This window comes from Paenibacillus sp. FSL R7-0333 (assembly GCF_038000365.1).
In the GTDB taxonomy this organism is placed as follows: domain Bacteria; phylum Bacillota; class Bacilli; order Paenibacillales; family Paenibacillaceae; genus Paenibacillus_AQ; species Paenibacillus_AQ silagei.
In genome coordinates, this window is sequence record NZ_JBBOBZ010000001.1 from 2,325,441 (window position 1) to 2,347,889 (window position 22,449).

The following is a 22,449-nucleotide window of genomic DNA, read 5'->3' on the forward strand; positions in this document are numbered from 1 at the left end:
CCCGATGCTTAGATCACTCCGGAAGTACGGTTTCATATACAGCTTGTTCATCAAAAATTCCCTGATGTCCCAAATGGAATATAGAGTTAATTTTCTGATGGGCCTGCTGGTGGAGACCTCCTATCTGTTCGCCAAATTCCTGTATGTGATTATTGTCTATGAGGCGGGATTAACGCTGGATGGCGTACCCATTGACGCGATATTGCTGTTTATTGGCACCTATACCTTGATGACGGGGTTATATTGGGGACTGTTTGCCATCAACTTCGTGCAGATCCCGGAGCATGTAAGAACCGGGTCACTCGATCTTTTGCTAACCAAGCCGATTTCCCTGCAATTTATGATGACTTTACGGAATGTGGACTTTGGTCTGGCGATTCCGAATGTGCTGGGCGGCGTGACCATGGTTGTGGTGGGCTGGAGAAGACTGGGGCTTCCGGCTGATGCCGCTTCAATAGGCGGGTTCATCTGCTTCCTTGTGCTGGGGCTGTTCGTGACCTACACCTTGTTCCTGATCCCGCAATTATTATCGTTTTGGTTTATTCAGATTGCTGCTGTCAATGACATCTCCAACGGCCTGTTTGAGCTGAATAACATGCCAATGATGATTTACTCCAAATGGATACAGCGAATAGGGATATTTGTTATCCCAGTTCTATTGATTACTAACTTCTCACCCTTATTCGTGCTGGACCGGTTACATCCGGGCCTCTTCCTCTGGGCCATTCTGTCTCCCATCCTGCTGCTGGGAATCACGAGATGGATCTGGTCCAAAGCGATTCGTAATTACAACAGCTCAGGCGGCTAGATATCCGGAATCACAGGAGGTAAGGATATGAATACTCAGAAGCCATATCGGATTGGAATTTTGGGCTGCTCCACAATCGCTCCATTCTCGATCATTAATCCGGTCAGGGAGCTTGATCAATTTGTAACGTATGGTGTAGCTTCGCGTGATTTGGACCGGTCTACAGCCTATGCGCTGAAGCATCAGATTCCGCATGTGTACGAAAGCTACGATAAGCTGCTGGCGTCGGCGGACATTGATGTGGTCTATATTCCGTTATCCAATTTCCTGCATAAGGAATGGACGCTGAGGGCGATTGAGGCTGGCAAGCATGTCTTGATTGAAAAACCGATAGCCTTGCATGCCGATGAGGTGCTGTTCATCAATGAACGGGCCAGGGAACAGGGTGTGCATGTCCTTGAAGCGCTAATGGTCCAGCATCATTCGTGGCAGCAGGATATAACAGACATGATCACTGCTGAAACCTACGGCAAACTGAAAAAAATCAAAACCAGGATCTCCTTTGAAATTCTGCAAAGCAACTACAGCGCGGATAATTACCGGTTCAAGCCGGAGTACGGCGGCGGCTGCTTCATCGACGAATGCTCGTACTGGCTGCAGTTTATCCAAAAGGTTATCGGCCTAACGCCGCGGACACTGGACGGATTCTCGACATTCTCAGGCATCAATCAGTGCGACTGGACCTTTCATGCGGCGCTGCAATATGAGGGGGGCGTCGAGGTGGAATTCCTGGGTTCCTTCGAAATGCCGAACAATGCCACCCACTGGCTGGAGTTTGAGCGGGCCAAGGTAAGGATCAGCGGCTTTTTCAAGCCTTGTTATGGGGATTATAAGATCATTATTCAGGTTGAACATACGGAAGAGGGAACAACAGACAAGCTTGTGTATTCTCCGCAAAATTACTATGTGAACCAGCTCAGGTTCTTGGCTGAGGTTCTTGGGGGCACCAGAGAGAACATTCCCTTATCTGAATCCTATGAACGGGTGGCAACCATGAACGCCATCTATGAGATTGCCAGGAAGAAGCATGCCGGGCAGCCTCCCCTGGAAGATAGACCGGACGGGGAGGCTGTGAATGTTGGATGACCGAGAACAGGAGCTGCGTAAGCTGCTCGCTCAATTGCCCGGCGGTTCTCCCCGCCTGAAGAATGCAGGTATGGACGCGGATTTGCGAGGTTATGGCATGGATTCTTTGCTGTTTATTCATTTTGCGGTGGTCCTGGAAGAGCATTTCTCAATAGAGGTGAGCCCGGAATTTCTCGATATAGATAAACTATACAGTCTTCAGAAGTGGAGAGAATATATTGATTCACAGGATCTCGTATGTTAGTAGCCCTGGAGATGGACTATTACAGCGAGGGCTACCGGACCATGCACTCCAATTGTGTAGATTTGCCTATGGCGGGTGCCGCGGGCTTTCATCAGTATGAGAATTACTTCTACTATACCTTCCTGTATGCAGTGATGATGAATTGGGGAGAGGCAGCGGGCGGAGACTGGGTGGCCTCCAGGCGCACTATTCTTAACAAGCTGGGACTAACCCTTAAGGTAACTGAGGTCTCGGATGCTGCTGGGCTGCTGTCTGCGATTCGCATGAACATTGATCAGCAGTGCCCGGTCGTGATGATTGCCAACTACAACGATCTGTTTTTTTTGAGCCAATACAGGACGGTCGTTGACGATCATGCCGTGTTAATTACGGAATATGATTCAGCCAGACGACTGATCGTGATCCGGGAGAATCAGCTGAACAAGGAGGTAACCTTGAATATGATGAAGGGGGAGCCTTTTTTCAAGCTGCAGCTGACTGAGGAAATGATAGCGGATATCTGGAATAAATCCAATGCTTCTTTTAAGGAAATCAGGAATTATTGTTATAACAAGCTGTTCAGCGTAGCGAAAATAGGCGAACCGGAGGTTCACAGCTATCTGGAGCTGGTTGAGAATTTCGCACAGTGCTATGAGAACCGTTCTAATCATTTGATCGAAGCGGTGGATCATTTCAATGACAATGTCTCTCTTATGGAGGGGCTTAATGACGCAAATGCTATTGCGGTTGAATTTGAAACCATGCGCAGGAGTTATCACGGCTCGGCGATCATCATGTTCGATATCTTCGAGAAGGCGCTGACCTGGTTATCCTCTCATGAAGAATGGGGGCAGATATTCGGCGGGTTCCGGGATCAATATATCAAATTCAGATACCATCTGATCTCCAGCTGGCACGCGGATACGCTGAGACGGAAGCTGATGCCGCCGGATAGAATTCTTCAGCTTACAGAGGAGATTAGACAACTGGATACGGAGCTGTTCTCTCTGCTGGGCAAGCTGCTCGCATATCACCATAAGGAGCAAGAGGCTCACAATGCCGCACACGCTTGGACGAATTATGCGGCTTGTGCTGCGGTGTCGGCGGATAGTGAGTATAGCCTTGACCCGGCGACCGTCTGTCAAGCCAGCCAGGCGGTGAATGGCAGATGGGAGAATTGGGTCACGGATTCCTGGCATTCGGACACCGCCCAGCCCGTCCATTGGCTGCTGCTGGATCTGCTGAAGCAGAGAGAGATTAGGAAAGTTGTGATCAGGCATTCGCCTGCCCCCGGTTATATCACGATGGATTATGAGCTTCAGGGAAGCAACGACACAGAGCAGTGGGAGCAGATAGCGGCTGTACGGAATAATGAGTCTGTCTTAACCATGCATGAGGTTGACGGCTGTTCGTTCAGATATATCAGACTATATATTACTTATCCGGCCCAGAATGATTTTCAGGCGCGGATCTTTGAGCTTGAAGTGTGGGGGCTGCCTGTATAACCCAACCCTCAAGAATCTGATATGTTTCAAAAAAAAGTAGGATATCCTTCCATTTGGCCTGCTGGATATAATGGAAATGTGAAAAATAAAATGCCATATTGATTGGAGAATCAAGCATGAACAAAAAGAAGAAATGGACGATTTATGTGATTCATCATTCCCATACGGATATTGGCTACACCGAGCGGCAAGAGAAGATCGAGCAATATCACGTGGACTTTATCAGGCAGGCCATTGCGATCTGTGAGGCGGCTCAGACGGAGGACCGTAAGGAATGGGCGGGCTTTAAATGGACCTGCGAAACCTTCTGGGCCGTGGAGAAGTTTCTGGAGGAAGCCACGGAAGCAGAGAAGGAACAATTTGCAGCCACGCTCAGACGCGGGGATATTGAGTTATCGGGCACCTACTTGAATATGACGGAACTGATTAATTTCGAGCTGCTGGGCAGTATGCTTGCACGGGCTGGGCAATTCGCTCGGCCGCTGGGGCTTCAGGTGAAGTCGGCCATGACCGCAGATATTAATGGATATAGCTGGGGTTACGCGCAGGCCTTGGCCGATGCGGGAGTCGAGAATCTGCTGTCTTCTATCCATACGCATCATGGAATGTTTGCCATCGGGCGCAAGCAGTTCCCCTTTTATTGGGAGACACCCAAAGGCAACCGCCTGCTGGTATGGAGCGGCGAGCATTACATGATGGGGAATGATCTGGGGATCAATCCGGATGGGGCATTATCTTATACCATCAAAGACGAAGACCCGGTATGGGGGATCTCTAAAGATCACTGGAAGCTGGCCGAGACCCGGATTACCCGCTATCTGGATCAGCTGGAGAAGGACCAGTATCCCTACGATTTCGTATTGGTGAATGTCATGGGGCTGCTGCGGGATAACTCGGCGCCGAACCCCGGAATCATAACCTTCATCAAGGAATGGAATGAGAAGCACGGGGACCGTGTTGAGATTGAAATGACAACGCTTAACCGGTACTTCGAGCTGTTGCGGCAGCAGGAGGCCGAGATTCCTGTCTATAGCGGGGACTGGCCGGACTGGTGGTCCGATGGCGTGGCTTCAACCGCGATGCACACCCAGATCTTCAGGAATGCCCAGCGAACCCTGGACGTCGTCAAGCGGCTGGACCCGGAGCGCAAGCTGGCGGCGTCAAGCGATATTGCCCAGGCAGAGCAGCAATTAATGATGTATGCCGAGCATACCTGGGGATATCACTCCTCCATCTCGGAGCCCTGGCACATCATGGTACAGGAGCTGGCAGTCCGCAAAGAGGCGTATGCCGCCAATGCCAGCAGACTGGTTCATGCCTCGCTGGATGCGGTACTGAAGGCGCGGGGCGATGTGCTGCTGCGGGCAGACCGGGCATTCACCTATAAAGTGATCAATTCCTTCGATTACCCCGTAGAGGATCTGGCTCATTTCTATCTGGAGGAGCAGTGGGAAGCGGATTATTTCCGGCAGGGGTTCGAGGTGGTCGATGAGCAGAGCGGAGAAGTGGTCAACCATCAGCAGGAGAAGGTAAGCCGAGGATACCAGATTGCGGTCATGGTCAAGCTGGGCGCGAAGGAAGAGAAGCGGTTCAGTATCCGGGAGGCCTCGAAGACCGTCCCGGTGACGACGAGCAGCACCCGCTTGCGGGGAGCCGACCGGATTCATGATATCCGCGATATCTTCCCTCCTGTGCAGGAGGAGACTCCGCGGCTGTTCATCACGGAAAACCACATAGAATCGCCTTACGTACGAATTGCGTGGAGAGCCGGAGAAGGCATCGTCTCCTGGATGGATACACAAACAGGCCAGGAATTCATTGATCCCCGTCAGGCTCACGGAGCCTTCACTCCGGTGTATGAAGTGACCCCCGGCGGCGGTGACGACCAGATGACCGTTCGGAGAATCATGGGCAGGAACCGCAAAGGCATGAATGTGGAGCGTTCGGAGGGTGTCCTCTCAGGCGTGAAGGAAATAACGAATGGCCCGGTGTACGGCATCATTGAATTGAAGTATCAGGTTCAAGGGATGAGCCACTATTCGTTATTCCTGAAGGTGTTCAAGGACCGGAAGCGAGTCGATGTCTCCGTCCGCATCCACAAGGATAGCGTGTGGAACCCGGAGAATGTGTACATTGCCCTCCCCTTTGATACAGGCGGCAGCAGTGAGCTGTGGTTCGAGAAGGCCGGGGCTGTCCTAAGGCCGGGTATTGATCAGATACCGGGCACCTGTACAGATTTCTATTGTATTCAGGAAGGGCTTGCGGTTATATCTCCTCAAGGCGGGCTGTCCATTGCGACCCCGGATACGCCGCTGATGCAGACCGGGTCTTTGGAATACGGCCCAAGACTGGTGCAGGGCCAACAGGAAGAGAACGGCCATACCTCGTTATATGCCTGGGTGCTGACCAATTACTGGGAGACGAACTTCAAGGCCACCCTGGGGGGATTCTACGAATTCCGGTATATGCTGCAATGGGGAAGCGAAGCGGATACGGCAGAACAAGCTATTCAGTTGTGCCATAGTGCCAATGCAGGCACGGTTGCATTCAGAACCACATAAATTCCGGCGGGCAAAAGAAGGGCTGAATCTTTTATAGAGAAGCCCTTTTTTTGTTAGGACACTTTATATAGAAAGAGCCTTATGAAAAAAAGGGAGGCGTGCGCTGTGTACCGTATTCTGATTGTGGATGACGAACGCATTGAGAGAGAGGGCATTCAGCAATTAATACAGGATCACCATCTGGAGCTGGAGACACTCCTTGCGGCGAATGGCGAGATTGCGCTGGAGATCCTCGGGAAGCACAAAATTGATATTCTGATTACAGATATCAAGATGCCTTTTATGGATGGACTGGAGTTGTCGGAGAAGGTTAGCAGCCTGGGTCTGGATATTGAAATGATCATCTTCAGCGCTTACCATGAGTTTGAATATGCGAGGAGAGCCTTGCGGACCAACATATCGAATTATTTGCTCAAGCCGGTTCATATCCCGGAGTTTCTCAGTGTGATTAACGAGGCGATCAGGGCCTGTGAAGACAAAGCGGCAGAGAAATTGCGGAACGAACAACTGGTGGAGGGATATAACCGGGGACTTCTGTATGAGAAGGAGAAAATGCTGCTGGACTCCCTAAACGGTGTGAAAATCAATACAGAGGCCTGGATGTCCCCGGAGCTGCTGGAATATGTCCATCACAAGCATTGGCTGCATATGATTCTGGTGGACTGCCGCCGGAAGTTTTTTGATATTCACAACGATGAATTCATTAGGCTGTTACACGATAACCTCAGCTACGCCTTCGATTATGTCAACTTGAGCGAGCATCAGAGTATGCTGTTCGTCAAGCACCCCCGTCCTATCCCCAAAGAGACGCTGCGCATGCTTGGAGATGGGATCATCCGCGCCGCCGCCGGGAGCCTGGAGCTGAATGTGGGTCTGGTGATCGGCAGAGCGGTGAATCAGCCGGAGCAGTTATATGATGCCTATACCGAGATGGAGCAGATGCTGGAATTCAAATTTTTCATGGATGAGTACACTCTTCTATTTGCCGATGAACCCTTTGGACAAGCGGGCTTTGAGGAGATCGAATTGAATCCGATTCTGGATAAGGTCTACCAGTGTCTGGAGTATAACGATTTTACCGGTGCGAAATACAGTATAGAGCTGCTGTTCACCTACCTGAGAACCAAAGGGCAATTCTCATCCCTGTACACCAAGTTCATCTGCTCGGAAATTATGAAAAAGGTGGTATCGAGAGAGAAAAACCATGAGCCGCTGGAAATGAATCATTACCTGGACCAAATTCATAAGACCGTTTCCCTTCAGGACTTGAAGGATCACATGTTTGCGATTCTGTCCCTCATGGATAACGGCAGCGGAGTGAGCCCGAAGAAGGCCGCCAATCTCAAGCTGATCCGGACCATTACAGATGTAATCGACAAGGAATACGATCAGGATCTCTCTTTGGAGGCCATTGCGGAGAGGGTCTATTTGACCCCCAGTTACCTCAGTTATTTATTCAAAAAGGAGACAGGCCAAAGTCTCATCCGGTACATCACGCAGGTGAGAATGGACAAAGCCGTCGAGCTGCTGAGTACAACGAATATGAAGATCGTCGATATCTATAAGAAGCTGGGCTACAGAAGCTCGACCTATTTTATCCAGACGTTTCGTAATTACCATGGAGTCACTCCGGCCAGGTTCAGGGAAGGCTCTCCGTAGGGTAGCGCCCTCACCATGATCCAACTATTTCTCGCTGGCACGATACCGGAAATAGTTGGATTTTGTACACTTGTTGATGGGCGATGGGACCCTGCGGCGGCAACAGTTGTATAAACAGCACTTAAATTCTCCGATTTCACCCCAAGCAGCGAAAACGCACAATAGCAGATGTAGTTTATCCACTTGCTTCCGTACATCCCTCCGAAATGGGCCAATTAAGATACGTTTTTCCACCTGTGATCCTGAGCTGGACGGGTGCAACGACGAATCGCATGGCGAAGCGCCCGGCGAAAGCGCACGGTGAAGCTCGCCGCGAAGCGCACGGCGAAAGCACATGGCGAAACGCACAGTGAAGCTCGCCACGAAGCATATGACGATGCCCCCGCCTATCCCTCGCTGAACATCCGGGCAATGCCCCGGAAGGTATAGGCGAGAACATGCTCTGCCGTGCGGACGGTCAAGGCGGGGGAGGAAGGCCTCCGCAGGCGGTCCAGCAGAGCAGGCCCGAACAGGTCATGGCTTCGGGAGATTTGCCCGCCCAGCATGATGAAGTCCGGCCGGTAGCCGTCCACGTAAGGCTGGAGCAGCTCCCCGAGCCGGGCTCCGAATTCGGCGAATACCCCGCGTGCGGCAGCATTCCCCTCTCTGGCTTCATGGGCAAGCTCCTTCACATCCATGTCTGCTCCCGGAAGCCCCGCCTCCCCAATCCCCGCTTCACGGGCCAGCTTCAGGATGCCTCTCCTGGAGAGCCAATCATCCGCCCTGCCGTCAAGATAAGGCTGGTCATACAGCCAGCCGTCCGGCGGGATGCCCGGCCCGGATTCCATGATCCGGGAGCTGTCGATGAAGGCGGAACCGAGTCCGGTTCCTAGCGTCAAGGCCATGAACCGCTCACGCGGGAATTCGGCGCTGACTCCCAGCGCAAACAGGCGGGCGTCATTCTCGAAGCGGATATCCATGTCCGGCAGCGTGCCGGCCTCCCGGGAGCTGCCAGCGGGCCAGCGTGCGCGTAAGGCTTGGCCCAGATTCAGCCCGTAGATCGCCTCGAATTTGCCAAGCCCCCGGATCAGACAGACGCCCTGCCTGTAATCGAACGGGCCGGGAAAAGCCATCCCGATATGATAGCGGCAGTCCGTTACAGCGTCCCGGTACCTATGCTGATACAGGTTGTACTGGGCCTGAAAGATAGACATGAAATGGTCAAGGATCGTTTCCCGGTCCCGGTCAGCCAGGGCGGGGAATTCCATGTCACTGCCTTGCAGCGGAAGGCCGTCCTCTAGCACGCAGGTCTTAATAAAGGTTCCGCCCACATCCAGCGCAAGTACGATATCACGGCTCAAGGAGACTCACATCCCATGCTGCGGAGACACCGGCCTTGATCAGCTTGCAGGGGCCGGAACCGGTATTGACGATAGTGTATTCCCCTAGTACAGCCGGGAGAATATACGATTCCGCATAATGAAGCTCCACAAATACAGCCTCGTCCGCAGCTGACACAATCCGTACAGACTCTCCTTCAACGAGGTTATACATGGTCATTTCGCCGCGTGTATCGTCTTTCCAGGTATCCTTCAGATGAACACGGTGGACATAGAACAGCAGATCACTGCGCTGTCCCAGCACATACTCTTCATTCTCCCCTTGCTGCTGCAAAAGCACCGGCGAAGAGATGAGCTGCTCTTCAACCCGGGCGGTCTTCTGCGTGAAGTCAATATTGTCGAAGGCGAAGTCGATGTTGATCGGCCGGGGTTTGCCATCCAGATCCTTGCGCAGAAAATCATAGATTTTGAAGGTGAACCACCAGGTGGTCGAGGAAATCTCCAGCACCAGATTGTCTTTGCCTGCGGAATGAACGGTTCCGGGCGGGATCAGGAACAGCTCGCCCTTCCGGGACGCATAACGGTTGACATAATCGGTCAGCGGCAGCGGGATGCCTGTCTCCTGAGCCTTCTGCACCTCATGGCGGAACTGCTCAGGTAGGCAGTCTTCAGTCAGTCCCAGATAGACCCCGGAATCCCCCTGCTGCTCCATGATGTAATAGGATTCCTGCTGGGCCATGAATTCATTGAACCGGCTGCGGATATAGTCCTGGGTAGGGTGGACCTGGCAGGACAGATTGTCACCGTCCATCGTGTCCAGATAGTTGAAGCGGATCGGGAAATAATCTCCGAATAAGCCCGTCAGACGTTCCCCCAGAATCGCTGGATGCTCCTGCTGCATGACCAGCAGAAACGGAATCTCCATCTCTTTGCCTTCATACCCTACAAGTATGGAATTCTCGGGGGCAATCGGCTCGAAGCTCCAGGCGCAGTTCACCCAATCCTCCGGCAGATCGGCCAGCTGTTTGAGGAATTGTCCGCCCCATACCCCCGGTGCATAAAAAGGCTTCACCCGCAGCGGTGACCCGGCAATATCCGAGATCATCCGGCGCAGGGATGGCACTGCAGTCATGACCGGCTGTTGCGGCTGATTCAGGTCGATATAGTAATCCATTTGGTCCAGGATTTGTTTGCGGTAGGTTTCGAGAATAGGCCATTCCACGAACAGGGCGATTTTATATTTCTCCACGGCATCCCGGTTCCAGTTGAGGCCGAAACTCAGCAGCTCCTGCCGGTGGCCGGCCTGCTGGTATTCACGCGAGACATCCAGATAGAAGGAAAGATCGAACCGCCCCTCTCCAAGCCAGTATGCCCCCGGGCCAAAAACGATACAGAATGCAGCCGAATCCGCACCCGGCTCTGCCTCATCCAGCCTGCGGGCGGCTTCTTCCCTGGCCCCGTCCCGGAAATAATCCTCTATACTTCCGTCAGTGAAATAGCCGAAGGCGCGGTTCTCCGTAATATTGGCGGCAAAAAACTCCCGCAGCTCTTCGCCTGACTTGAGATAGCTGCCCGAGCCGATGAGGGACACTGAATGACCCGCTTGCTCAAGCGCATCCACTGCCCGCTGCAGAACGGTTTGAAACGGGGCGCCGTGGGTTCCGTCAAAAGCAACATGCAGCTTGCCGCTTCCCTTCTCACTGGCGAGCTGAAGCAGGGAAGCGGCAATCGCTGAATAGCCTTCCCGGAGCACTGCGGGAGGAGCAGCCAAGGAGATGTCGTCCTGCGGAACAGGAATGGGGCTGCGTACAAGGTTGACTGGTCGTTTAACAAACATGGGGAACTCACTCCTTCTAAGGGTTTACAACCATTGTAAGGAGTCCTTGCGGAATTATCTTTGAATACGGCGTCTGATTTTTTGTACAATCCGGACATTTGGTGATGATTAGTTCAGATTCTGTCTTCCGTCTGCAAACTGCGCTCTGCGGAACCGGGCGGGGGAGACACCAAGCTGCTTGGTGAATACGCGGGTGAAATAGTGCACAGACTCGAAGCCGCAGCGCTCGGCGATGTCTTTGATGGGCAAATCGGTGTGCAGCAGCCAATCCTTGGCTTGTTGGATTCTTCGTTCCTGAATATAATGGACGAAAGTCTGGCCCAGGCAGGCCTGGAAGATCCTCGACAGATGGCGCGGAGAGATATCCAGTTCCAGGGCGACTTGGGCCATGTGCAGCGGGGAGGACAGATTGTCGCGGATATAGCGCCTCGCCCGCTCCAAATGGCGGTGCTCCCCGCTGTCCTCCTTCATGGTCCCGGCCTGCAGATGGGGTTCGGGGGAGAACGCCTGCGGGAAGGAGTGCAGCAGGGCAAGCGCCAGATGGTTCATCGGCAGCCGGGACACGGGCGCTTCGCTCTCTGCCAGGCTGAAGAGAGTCCGCCAGATTCGGGCAGAGAGTGCGGCAGCTTCATGCGGAGCTATGGCCTGATCTCCGGTGGCAATATCCTGAAACGGCTTGCGACCGTCCGCAGAGCTTAAGGCCTCGTCGATTTCAAAGGCAATGAAGAACAGGACCAGCCCCTGCTCACTGCGGATCTGGTGCCAGATGCCCGGACGCGAGCAGAACAGGGTTCCTGGCTCCAGAGGGTAGAGCGCATCGTCATCCTGGTAAGAGCCGGTTCCTTGCTGGACATAACAGACTTCAAAAAAAGAATGGCGGTGCAGGGAATTATTATAATGATTCGGCATGAAGCCCCAGTAATGAATATGAAATGAGGTTTGTCCGTCACTGATATTTGAGATATGCTGATTCAAAAGTGCATTGGCTTTGCGGTACGCCAGGCGCATGGCGGGACCTCCTCATGGTGTAGGCTTCAATGAATGGATAACGTTTGCTTATGATTCTATCAGACATCAGGAGGGAACTCTATGTTTACCATATTGATTGTGGATGATGAGAAAATTGAACGGGACGGCATCCGGGGGCTGATCGCTGACATGAACTACGAGCTGCGGGTTGCCGAAGCGGAGAACGGGGAGAAGGCGCTGGAGTATCTTCGTCTGAACCCGGTGGACATCCTGCTCACAGATATCAAAATGCCCTTCATGGGCGGACTGGAGCTGGCGGAGCAGGCCAGCCTGGCGCAGCCCTCCCTGGAAATTATTATCTACAGTGCCTACGGGGAATTTGACTATGCCCGCCGGGCGCTCTATACCAATGCTTCCAGTTATCTGCTGAAGCCGATTGATATCGAGGAATTCGCCGGGGTGATGTCAGGCGTGATACAGAAATGCGCAGATAAGGCTACCCAGCAGCGCCGCACTGCCGAGATGATGCAGGGGTATCACAAGGGCCTGGAGTATGAGAGGGAGAAGTGGCTGACCGATGTGCTGAACGGGGTTCAGGTGATCGCGGATGCTGCTGCTCTGCCGTTCGGAGGGCAGCCGGCCGCTCTGCTGCTGATTGATTTCAAAGAGCGTTTCTTTGACCGCAGCTACGAGGCATTTGAGCAAGCGGCAGAGCAGCTTACAGCCGGTGAATATGAGCTGCTGAACCTGAATGAATATCAAAGTGTGCTTATGGTCCCTTGCCCAGGCAGCGGCGGACAGAAGAGGATCAGGGAGATGGGTGAAGCGCTATCGGAGCGGATCGCGGAACGCTTTTACCGGCATTGCTGCATCGTATACAGCCCCGTGATCTCCGATTGGCAGGAGATTTCAGCGTGTTATGAGCAGATGGAGCAGACGCTGGACTACAAATTCTTTTTTGAGGATACGATGGTGCTGTTTGCCGGAGATGATCTGGCAGGCCGCGTCCCGGAATTTGTCAGCACCGAGACGCTGATGGCCGATATCAACCAATTCATTCACCATGGGGAATATGCAGGCGCTGCCACAAGCATTGAGCTTCTGTTCAGCCACTTGAGCCGAAACGGCGGCTCTTCTGCAATCTATGTCAAGTATCTGTGTTCGGACCTGGTGCGGAATGCGTTTGAACAATCGGCCCGCAGACAGAAGGCGGATTTCCAGCAAACGGTCGAGCGTATCTTCAAAAGCGATTCGATTCTCGAGGTGAAGCAAGTGCTGCTGCAGGCGCTCTCGGAAATAGAACCGGACAACGGCCCTCCCGATGAGAGCAAACGCCATATTGTCCAGCAGGTCATCCGGATTGTGGAGAAGGATTTCAGGGAGGATATCAGTCTGGAGGTCATCGCCGGACGCGTATCGCTCAATCCCAGCTACCTGAGCCATTTGTTCAAGAAAGAAACCGGGCAGAGCCTGATCAAATTCATCACTCAGCAGCGTCTGGAACGGGCACGGCATTTACTGGACAGCACCAATATGAAAATCGTCGATATCGCCGAACATGCCGGCTACTGGAGCTCCTCCTACTTCTGCCAGACCTTTAAAAAATATTACGGCATCAGTCCGCAGAAATATCGTGAAATACTGAACGAATAATAGTACGACTTCTTGGAGAGCACCTGCGGGTGCTTTTTACTTCCAAATTAATTGACGCGTATCCAAAGAATTTGGGATTTCGCTCCCTTCCAGGCTAATTTACAATTTAACTGTAAGCATGAAAGCGTTTTATAACAAAGTTTGGGAGGGGCATCTATGAGATTGAAGAAAATTCGTGTTATGGCCTTGCTGCTGTCCATGGTAATGGTGCTGGGAGTGTTGGCGGCCTGCGGTAGCAGTTCTGAGGAGGAAAAGGTTGCTGCCCCCGCCGGCAGTGAGTCCACGAATGCCGGAGGCAATGAACCATCCGCCACCGCCAAAGAGGACGATGGACCCTTCAGCAAATATGAAGAACCCGTTACCGTGTCTCTGGGGAGACAGGGCGTATCGGGGAATAACCTGCCGGCAGGAGATACGCTGGAGAATAACAAGTATCTGAAATATGTCGAGGACCGCCTGAATGTAAAGGTGAAATACGATTTCTCGGTGGAGGACCAGGATGCGTATAACCAGAAGGTTACCCTGGCGATCTCAAGCAACTCCCTGCCTGACATTCTGGTGGTGGATGAGCAGCAATTCAAGAGAATGGCGAAAGCGGGTATGCTGGCCGATCTGACCGGATTATACGATCAATATGCCTCTCCGCTGATTAAGGATTATTACAACTCCTACACGGGAGACCGGGTGCTGAACACCGGAAGAATCGACGGCAAGCTGATGGCGCTGCCCAATACCAACATCGACGGCAATTATCAGCTCCTGTGGATACGCCAGGATTGGCTGAACAAGCTGAAGCTTGAGACGCCCCGTACCATGGATGAAGTGAAGACTGTGATTAAGGCGTTCAAGGAGCAGGACCCTGACGGTAACGGGAAAGCGGATACCGTTGGTCTGCTTGGCGATAAAAGTGTGGTCGCAGACGGCGGCTTCTTCACCTTCGATCCGATCTTCAATGCCAATCATGCCTATCCGAAGAATTGGTTCAAGGATGAGGGAGGAAACATCATCTACGGCTCCACGACTCCAGAGACCAAGCAGGCGCTCTCTGAGCTGAGAGAGATGTACGCGGACGGGTTGATTGACAAAGAGTTCTTGACCCGGAAATACGAGGATAATGCCGGGCTGGTGTCAGGCGGCCGGGCCGGTATCCTGTTTGCCCCCTGGTTCGGAGGCTGGGCGTTGTCTGATGCGGTGAAGGCCAACCCGGAAGCGGATTGGGTGCCGCTGGCTGTACCGCTGGACGGAGACGGCAAACGGAATATCGTGCCATCCACGCCGTCGGGAACCTTCATGGTGGTGAACAAGAAGGCGGAGCATCCCGAGGCCGCCTTGAAAATGCTCAGCGTGGAGTATGAAGGCATCCGCCTGATTGATCCGGCAGCGCAGGAGCTGTATAAGGATCTGGGTGTAGGCTGGCTCAATTATCCGATTAATGTGCAGTTGGATTATCAGGATTCCCTGGCACGCGATGTGCCGATCTACGAGAAGGTGATTAAGGATAAGAATCTGGACGGTCTGCCGGCCCGCATCCTGCCGAGAGTCAAGGCGGTCTTGAAGAATAATGAAAATCCGAAAAAGGATATTCCGGCTTATGCCGATTCACTGGCCTTTTATACTGCCGCCTCCATCACCGGAGCGAAAGAAATTGTGAAGGTGGAGCCTGTGTTCTACGGCAAGACGGAAGCGATGCTTAAAAAGGGAGCCAATCTGGAAAAACTCGAAAACGAGACCTTTTTGAAAATCATTACCGGCACTTCTCCCCTTGAAGAATTCGACAAGTTCGTGGAGACCTGGAAGAGCATCGGAGGGGAAGAAATCACCAAAGAGGTTGCTGAGGCAGTTGAGTCACCATGAGAAGCAGAGCTTCTATCTGGAATTACCACCTGATGCTGCTCCCCGGCATATTGCTGCTCATAGCATTCAGTGTAGTTCCGATGTTCGGAATCGTGATTGCCTTTCAGGACTTTCAGCCTACACTGGGCATCTTCCACTCTGAATGGGTGGGCTGGGAGAATTTCGAGTATATGTTTAGCCTGCCGGACAGCAGGCTGATTCTCGGCAACACCCTGAGCATTGCACTGATGAAGATCATTGCCGGACTGACCGTTCCCTTTGTATTTGCACTGCTGTTCCATGAAGTGGCGAATATTAAATTCAAGCGCACCATCCAAACGATTGTGTACCTGCCCCATTTCATGTCCTGGGTCATTCTCTCAGGAGTGCTGATTAACCTGCTTAGTCTGGACGGCATTATCAATCAGATGATGCAGTGGTTCGGCGGCGATCCGATTATGTTCCTTCAGAGCAATCACTGGTTCCGCTTTGTGATCGTATCGAGCGATGTATGGAAGGAATTCGGCTTCAATACGATCATCTATATCGCTGCCCTGACTTCCATCAACACCAATCTGTATGAAGCAGCCGCCATTGACGGAGCGAACCGGTTCCAGCGGTTAACCAATATTACGATTCCGGGTCTGATGACCACGGTGATTCTGCTGGCGACCTTAAGCCTCGGCAATGTGCTGAATGCGGGCTTCGAGCAGATTCTCAACCTGTATAATCCGATTGTCTATGAGTCGGGGGATATCATTGATACTTATGTATACCGTTCAGGCTTGCTTGAAATCCAGTATGGACTGGCAACAGCGGTAGGCCTGCTCAAATCGGTCGTAAGCTTTGTGCTGATTGCCGCTTCCTATGGTCTGGCTGCCCGGTTTGCCAACTACCGTATTTTCTGACAGAGGTGATTTGCTGTGATCCGTGGAACCAGCCGGACTGTTGATATTGTGATTTATTGTATTCTAACCGTGATTGCTTTTCTCTCCTTGGCCCCTGTACTGAATACCTTGGCTATTTCGTTCAGCGGCAAGGTGGCGGCCATGTCGGGTCAGGTCTTCTTCTGGCCGGTTGATTTCAATCTGGAAGCCTATAAGTCGGTAATCAGTGACCGCAGCTTCTTCATTTCCTTTGGCGTATCTGTGAAAAGGGTGCTGCTCGGAGGAGCCATCAATCTGCTGGTTACGGTGCTGATGGCCTATCCTTTATCGAAATCGAACAAACATTTTCCGGGCAGAAATATCTATATGTGGTTCGTTATCTTCTGTATGCTGTTCAACGGCGGGTTGATCCCGTGGTATATGACGATCAATACGTACGGGCTGCTCGATTCCATCTGGGCGCTTGTGCTGCCTACCGCCGTTCCGGTATTTAATGTGATTCTGCTGATGAACTTCTTCAAGGGCGTTCCGAAGGAGCTGGAGGAGGCTGCCGGGATGGACGGGGCGGGGGCGTGGAGAACGCTGGTGACGATTTTTATCCCCATCTCCCTGCCCTCACTGGCAACAGTCACCCTGTTCTCGGTCGTCGGTCACTGGAATGCGTTTTTTGACGGGATGATCCTGATGAACCACAAGGAGAATTGGCCGCTGCAAACGTATATCCAGCAATTGATTATCAGCGTGAATTCGATTATGAACACCACTGACCCGGAAGAGATCAAGCGTCTGTCGAATATGTCGAGCCAACTGCTCAATGCGGCCAAGGTGATGGTCTCGATGATCCCGATCATGCTGATCTATCCGTTTCTGCAGCGGTATTTCGTCAGCGGAATCGTGCTCGGCGCCGTCAAAGAGTAAGCGTAAACTGCATGTAAGCGGGTGTCCTGTAAGCCGGAAACGGCTGGGGACACCCCTTTGTTGTTTCGGGGCAGGGCTCATGCGGCGGGCCGCCGCTTTTACAGATTGTTATTTGCCGGGGGCAATGCTACGTTATAAGGACAAGAGGCTTAAGACAGGAGGGGTAGATCTGGAGCGCCCAGGCCGGTTCATCAGGAATTTAAGAATTAAGCATAAGTTGTTTGTCTCTTATTTGCTCGTTATCATTATTCCGCTCAGTGTGCTTGGCTGGTATTCGTATGATCAATCCAGGAGTCTGCTCGTTCAGCAGGCCCGGCTGACCTTAACCGACAATGTGTCGGAGATCGCCGCCAATCTGGATTATAAGTTCAGCAAGCTCAATGCCGCGCTGGACTCGTTCACCTTTAACTCCAGTGTAGTGTCCGTCTTCAACAATGATTACTCGGACAATTATTACTATATGTACAATGATCTGAACACCATCGTGGAGCCGCTGTTCAATACGCTTCTGTTCCTGAACGAAGAGATTCGCCAGCTGACGGTGTATACAGGGAACAACATCACGGAACGGAAGAATACGATTCTGCCGATTAGCACCGTATCCGGGAAGCCCTGGTATGAAGCGGCGATGGCCAGCGGCCAGACGCATTGGATCAAGGAGGGTACGGCCTTGTCCGCAGTGCGGAGAATGGTGGGCGGCTCGGGAACGCAGTATGACAACCTGATCTACTTAGGCTTTGACAGCAAGGATATGTTTGCGGGTCTGACCAATGTGGTCTCCGGTGAGTACGGCGTCCTGGTCGAGAATGGAGCGGGGGAGCCTGTGTATGACTATCACAACGGGCTGCCGTCCTTTGAATCGGCTAAGGCAGCGGAAGAGCGCGCGAGCGATTTCATCGTCATCTCCCAGACGCTGGGCGTGACGGGCTGGAAGCTTGTCTTTTATATGCCCAAGAACTCGATCGGTGTCGATGCCAAGACGATTCTCCGCGCCACCATGCTCACGGTCGGGATTTGCCTGCTGATTCTGGTGCCTGCGGTCTGGCTGTTGTCGAATGCATTCGTGAGAAGGATCTACCGTCTGAACCGCACGATGAAAAGGGTGACCCGTGGGGACCTGCATGTGGATATTGTGGTCGATTCCAATGACGAGATCGGCGAGCTGACCTCACGGTTCAAGGATATGCTGCAAAGTCTGAATGAGCTGTTCAATGAAGTCTACCGCAGCAAGGTTGTGCAGAAGGACGCGGAGCTGAAAGCGCTTCAGGCTCAGATCAATCCGCATTTCCTCTATAACTCCCTGTCGCTGATCAACTGGAAGGCTATAAGCATTAAAGCGTATGACATCAGTAAAATCACCACAACCCTCTCCAAATTTTACCGGACGACCCTGAACAGGGGGCAGGATGTCATCAGCGTTCAGGATGAACTGGAGAATACGAAATCTTATATTGATCTGCAGCTGATTATGCATGACCACAGCTTCGATGTAGTGTACGAGGTGGACCCGGAGGTGCTGGGCTATCACATGATCAAGCTGATTATGCAGCCTATTGTAGAGAATGCGATTGAGCACGGCGTGGACAACAAGCGGGAGGGGCGCGGCAGGATCAGCCTGCGGGCTGGCTTCGAGGAAGATACGATTGTATTCAGCATTGAAGACAACGGTCCGGGAATGACTCAGGAGACGATGGATACGGTATTAAGCAGGCAATCCAAATCGTATGGACTGTTCAACGCCCAGGAGAGAATCCGGATTTATTTTGGCGAGGCGTACGGGATCACGATCCACAGCGAAATCGGCCAGGGCACAACAGTGGCGGTGAGAATTCCCAGAAGGGCCAAGTAACGAATTCAGGAGACTGGACTAACCTATAACCACCGCCTTGATGTCATGAAAGTGACCAGGGCGGTTTTTTTGTATGTGGATATGCACGTTTCCAGCGGCAAGCTTACCCTGTGTATCTTCATTAGCGGGACTTTAGGTCTGGAGCATAATTTCCGAAAAAAAGGTATAATGTTACTAAATTATGTCCCCCATTTTCTCAGAGGAGGCTCTAGCTTTGTCCGACACTCTATTTAAGCACTTGTACTTGCGGTCCTCAATAGGATATGCGGCAGTAGCCATTACGGATGGTACTATGCTCATGGCCAACCCTGCGCTCTGCGGGATGTTGGGATACACTGAGACCGAACTCAAGGAGCTGCGTTACCAGGATATCGTCTTTCCGGATGAAGGGGCTACCCTGGATCACGGGCAGATTATGAATGCTTTAATAAACAGTCCTGATATGGCTGTAGATACCGACAAGCGGTTCGTACATAAGAATGGTGAGATGCTCTGGGTTGCCCTGCATCTTTTTCTGATCATTGATGAACAGACTGGAAGTCCCTCCCATTTGGTTGCGGAGATGACGGATATTACCGCGCGCAAGCTGGCGGAGAAGAAGATAGAGGAGGATCGCCAGCTCTTCGAGCTGATTACGGAGCACACCCCGGACATGATCTCATTCGCCGATCCCGATGGAACGCTGCGCTACGTCTCCCCGTCAGTCGAAACGTTGCTCGGCTACCCGGCAAGTGAGATGATCGGCCGCAACAAAACGGATTATTACCATGAAGCGGATGCGCTGGAAATGACCGAGCCGGGCAAGCTCTACTCTGACAGTGACACCTTTACACGCAGGGTCAGGCATAAGGACGGCCATTATCTTTGGACACAGAGCTCCTTCCAGGTGGTGCGGAATCGTGAAGGCGAAGTGCGGCAGATCCTGACGATTGCCCATGACATCACCGAGCGGAAGAAGGTTGAAGATATGCTGGCTGCTGCGCAGGAGTTAGGACAAATGGGCTCCTGGGAGTGGAATTCCGTATATGATCAGCTGATCGTCTCCAGCCAGCTGATGGCTATCTTTGAATTAGGCGGGAATTGCGGAAATCATACCGTGGTCCATTATACTCAATTGCTTGACTGTGTAGTGCCGGAGGACCTGGACAGATTGCGCGAAGAGCTGCATTATACGCTGAAGTCCGGGGCTAAGGGTGAGGCGATTTTCAGAGTGAAGGGCAGCGAGGAACGTAAGTCTATCTACGCACACTGGGAGGTAATCCTGGATGCCTCCGGCAAGGTTCAGTTGATCCGCGGGATGGTGCAGGATGTGACCGAGCGCGAGCGGATGGAGGAGCAGCTCCGTGAGAGCGAGAACCGGTATAAGTCGCTTTTCGAATATAACCCGTCTGCCATCAGTGCCATGGATCTTCAGGGATACATACAGTCAATGAATGCCAGTCTGGAGCAGCTGACAGGATACAGCAGGGAGACCCTGATGCATTCCAGTTACTGTGAGATTATTGAAGAGGATGAGCTGGAGCATGTGAATATGCGGTTTCTGGCGGCAGCCGGAGGCATGGCCCAGACCTTCGATACCCGGGTGATCCGTCACGACGGCGAGAGGGTGGAGGTAGGGATGATTTATGTCCCTATGCTCATTGATTCTGAAGTGGTCGGCGTATTCGCCATTACCAGTGATATTACAGAGCCTAAGCGCTATCTGGAGCAGATTGAGAAGCTTAGCTATGAGCATGCGCTGATCCTGAACTCCGTGTCTGAGGGGATTTTTGGCATGAATCTGGAGGGGGAGACTGTATTTATCAACCCCGCTGCGTCGGTCATGCTCGGATATAACCCGGGTGAGCTGGCCGGCAATATCAAGCTGCATACGATAGCGCAGACCTGGATGGACGGCGAGCTGTATCCCGGAGGACACCGGACGCTGGCGGAGCTGCTGAAGACCAACCTCTCTTATGAGCAGGAGCAGGAAGGGATCTTCTGGCGTCAGGATGGCTCCAGCTTCCTGGTCAAATACCGGATGACAGCATTGTATGATAACGGAGAGCACAAGGGGGCGGTGGTTGTTTTCCGGGATATCACTGAGGAGAAGGCTGTGGAGCGTGCCAAGGAATCTGCGGAGAAGGCTGACCGGGCCAAGTCGGAGTTCCTGGCGATTATGAGCCACGAGCTGCGTACGCCGATGAATGGAATTATCGGGATGGCCGATCTTCTGTCGGGAACAGAGCTTACGGAGGAACAGCAGTATTACACCCAGATTATTAATAAAAGCGGTGCCGCGCTGGTACATATTCTCAACGAGGTGCTGGATTTCAGCAAAATTGAATCCGGCATGATGACGCTGGATCTGCAGCCGGTCGATATCCGGCAGGTCGTTCAGAACGTCTGTGAGCTATTCTATCCGCGTATCCAGGAGAAAGGGCTGGTTCTGCGCAGCCATATTGAGCCCGATATTCCGGTTGTTGTCATCACCGACGAGACCAGGCTGAGGCAGGTGCTGGTGAATCTCGTCGGCAATGCGGTCAAGTTCACGGAAGAAGGCGAGGTCAGCGTCTGCGTGAAGCTGGAGGCTGCCGGGGAGCCAGGCTCGCTGATTCTGAGGTTCTCGGTAACCGATACCGGTATAGGCATTCCGCAGGGCAGCCAGAACCTGTTATTCCAGTCCTTTTCCCAGCTGGACCCTTCGATCAACCGCAAGTACGGCGGGACGGGACTGGGTCTGGCGATCAGCAAGAAGCTGGTGGAGCTGCTGGATGGCGCCATCGGTGTGAACAGCGTCGAAGGAGAAGGCTCGGAGTTCTACTTCACCATCGGCGTGATGTATTCGGTGGAGGAGCAGGGCCAAGCGCTGCTGGCAGGAGTCGCTGCCACTCAGGAGTATAAGAGTGGGATTTTCAATCTGGATTATCCCGAGGGTCAATACGGGCCGTTGTCCATTCTTATCGCGGAGGATCATCCGGTGAATCAGCAGATCCTGCAGACTTTTCTCAAAAAGCGCGGCTACACCTCTGACCTGGCAGTGAACGGCGAGCAGGCGGTAGAAGCTGTACGGTCCCGGCATTATGATCTGGTGTTCATGGATATTCAGATGCCGGGCATGGACGGGATTGAAGCCACCCGGCAGATCCGCGAGGCGATGGGGCTGTCCCCGGTGATTATTGCCGCTACTGCCTTTGCCCGCAAGGAAGATGAAGAGATGTGCCTCCGGGCAGGGATGCAGGACTTTATTCCCAAGCCGATCCGTGGAGATGAGCTGGACAGAGTGCTGAGGGAATGGTCCGGAAGCATCCGCAGATAGTCTAGTAATATAAAAGGCCGGATAGTTGGCAGGCAAAGCAAGCG

15 protein-coding genes are annotated in these 22,449 nt (G+C 52.7%); 12 read left to right on the forward strand and 3 right to left on the reverse strand.

Annotated elements, in window-relative coordinates:
- Positions 1-4 precede the first annotated feature (4 nt).
- The 6 genes from MKY86_RS09510 to MKY86_RS09535 all read left to right on the forward strand — a co-directional run bounded on the left by MKY86_RS09510 (position 5) and on the right by MKY86_RS09535 (position 7,842).
- Positions 5-808, forward strand: coding sequence for an ABC transporter permease (locus MKY86_RS09510; RefSeq protein WP_076078342.1), 804 nt, complete (start codon positions 5-7; stop codon positions 806-808).
- Between the two features lie 27 nt (positions 809-835).
- Positions 836-1,894 carry a Gfo/Idh/MocA family protein gene (locus MKY86_RS09515; protein WP_076078344.1) on the forward strand — a complete coding sequence of 353 codons (1,059 nt, stop codon included), beginning with the start codon at positions 836-838 and terminating at the stop codon, positions 1,892-1,894.
- A complete protein-coding gene (locus MKY86_RS09520; RefSeq protein WP_076078346.1) occupies positions 1,884-2,138 on the forward strand; it encodes an acyl carrier protein in 255 nt (84 codons plus the stop codon). Before MKY86_RS09515 ends, MKY86_RS09520 begins: the two co-directional genes overlap by 11 nt.
- Positions 2,132-3,622 (forward strand): discoidin domain-containing protein, encoded by a 1,491-nt coding sequence (locus tag MKY86_RS09525; protein WP_076078348.1) that lies wholly within the window; start codon positions 2,132-2,134, stop codon positions 3,620-3,622. The genes MKY86_RS09520 and MKY86_RS09525 overlap by 7 nt, the downstream gene beginning before the upstream one ends.
- Positions 3,623-3,738: 116 nt before the next feature.
- Positions 3,739-6,183 (forward strand): glycoside hydrolase family 38 N-terminal domain-containing protein, encoded by a 2,445-nt coding sequence (locus MKY86_RS09530; RefSeq protein ID WP_076078350.1) that lies wholly within the window; start codon positions 3,739-3,741, stop codon positions 6,181-6,183.
- A 105-nt stretch (positions 6,184-6,288) separates the two neighbouring features.
- Positions 6,289-7,842, forward strand: coding sequence for a response regulator transcription factor (locus tag MKY86_RS09535; protein ID WP_076078352.1), 1,554 nt, complete (start codon positions 6,289-6,291; stop codon positions 7,840-7,842).
- A 386-nt stretch (positions 7,843-8,228) separates the two neighbouring features.
- Here the strand turns inward: MKY86_RS09535 and MKY86_RS09540 are convergent, their stop codons facing one another.
- The 3 genes from MKY86_RS09540 to MKY86_RS09550 all read right to left on the reverse strand — a co-directional run bounded on the left by MKY86_RS09540 (position 8,229) and on the right by MKY86_RS09550 (position 12,006).
- A complete protein-coding gene (locus MKY86_RS09540) occupies positions 8,229-9,182 on the reverse strand; it encodes an ROK family protein (RefSeq protein ID WP_076078354.1) in 954 nt (317 codons plus the stop codon).
- Positions 9,172-10,998, reverse strand: coding sequence for a class I mannose-6-phosphate isomerase (locus MKY86_RS09545; RefSeq protein ID WP_076078356.1), 1,827 nt, complete (start codon positions 10,996-10,998; stop codon positions 9,172-9,174). Before MKY86_RS09545 ends, MKY86_RS09540 begins: the two co-directional genes overlap by 11 nt.
- 108 nt (positions 10,999-11,106) lie before the next feature.
- A complete protein-coding gene (locus MKY86_RS09550; RefSeq protein WP_076078357.1) occupies positions 11,107-12,006 on the reverse strand; it encodes an AraC family transcriptional regulator in 900 nt (299 codons plus the stop codon).
- Between the two features lie 81 nt (positions 12,007-12,087).
- Between MKY86_RS09550 and MKY86_RS09555 the strand changes: the two genes are divergently transcribed.
- From MKY86_RS09555 to MKY86_RS09580, 6 genes are all read left to right on the forward strand, one after another.
- Positions 12,088-13,620, forward strand: coding sequence for a response regulator (locus tag MKY86_RS09555; RefSeq protein ID WP_076078359.1), 1,533 nt, complete (start codon positions 12,088-12,090; stop codon positions 13,618-13,620).
- 156 nt (positions 13,621-13,776) lie between these two features.
- Positions 13,777-15,474 (forward strand): extracellular solute-binding protein, encoded by a 1,698-nt coding sequence (locus MKY86_RS09560; RefSeq protein ID WP_076078361.1) that lies wholly within the window; start codon positions 13,777-13,779, stop codon positions 15,472-15,474.
- Positions 15,471-16,361, forward strand: coding sequence for an ABC transporter permease (locus tag MKY86_RS09565; RefSeq protein ID WP_076078363.1), 891 nt, complete (start codon positions 15,471-15,473; stop codon positions 16,359-16,361). The genes MKY86_RS09560 and MKY86_RS09565 overlap by 4 nt, the downstream gene beginning before the upstream one ends.
- Positions 16,362-16,376: 15 nt before the next feature.
- Entirely contained in the window at positions 16,377-17,258 is an 882-nt protein-coding gene (locus tag MKY86_RS09570) for a carbohydrate ABC transporter permease (RefSeq protein ID WP_076078365.1), read from the forward strand.
- Positions 17,259-17,382: 124 nt separating this feature from the next.
- Positions 17,383-19,107, forward strand: coding sequence for a sensor histidine kinase (locus tag MKY86_RS09575; RefSeq protein ID WP_340826765.1), 1,725 nt, complete (start codon positions 17,383-17,385; stop codon positions 19,105-19,107).
- A gap of 214 nt (positions 19,108-19,321) precedes the next feature.
- The gene (locus MKY86_RS09580) at positions 19,322-22,405 is read left to right on the forward strand and encodes a PAS domain S-box protein (protein ID WP_340826766.1); all 3,084 of its coding nucleotides are present in this window, start codon (positions 19,322-19,324) and stop codon (positions 22,403-22,405) included.
- Positions 22,406-22,449: the final 44 nt, after the last annotated feature.

Excerpts from the sequence above, each read along its gene's own strand:
- MKY86_RS09510 (WP_076078342.1), top strand. The coding sequence starts at position 5 with ATGCTTAGATCACTCCGGAAGTACGGTTTCATATACAGCTTGTTCATC.
- MKY86_RS09515 (WP_076078344.1), top strand. The coding sequence starts at position 836 with ATGAATACTCAGAAGCCATATCGGATTGGAATTTTGGGCTGCTCCACA.
- MKY86_RS09520 (WP_076078346.1), top strand. The coding sequence starts at position 1,884 with ATGTTGGATGACCGAGAACAGGAGCTGCGTAAGCTGCTCGCTCAATTG.
- MKY86_RS09525 (WP_076078348.1), top strand. The coding sequence starts at position 2,132 with ATGTTAGTAGCCCTGGAGATGGACTATTACAGCGAGGGCTACCGGACC.
- MKY86_RS09530 (WP_076078350.1), top strand. The coding sequence starts at position 3,739 with ATGAACAAAAAGAAGAAATGGACGATTTATGTGATTCATCATTCCCAT.
- MKY86_RS09545 (WP_076078356.1), bottom strand. The coding sequence starts at position 10,998 with ATGTTTGTTAAACGACCAGTCAACCTTGTACGCAGCCCCATTCCTGTT.
- MKY86_RS09550 (WP_076078357.1), bottom strand. The coding sequence starts at position 12,006 with ATGCGCCTGGCGTACCGCAAAGCCAATGCACTTTTGAATCAGCATATC.
- MKY86_RS09555 (WP_076078359.1), top strand. The coding sequence starts at position 12,088 with ATGTTTACCATATTGATTGTGGATGATGAGAAAATTGAACGGGACGGC.
- MKY86_RS09560 (WP_076078361.1), top strand. The coding sequence starts at position 13,777 with ATGAGATTGAAGAAAATTCGTGTTATGGCCTTGCTGCTGTCCATGGTA.
- MKY86_RS09565 (WP_076078363.1), top strand. The coding sequence starts at position 15,471 with ATGAGAAGCAGAGCTTCTATCTGGAATTACCACCTGATGCTGCTCCCC.
- MKY86_RS09575 (WP_340826765.1), top strand. The coding sequence starts at position 17,383 with ATGCTACGTTATAAGGACAAGAGGCTTAAGACAGGAGGGGTAGATCTG.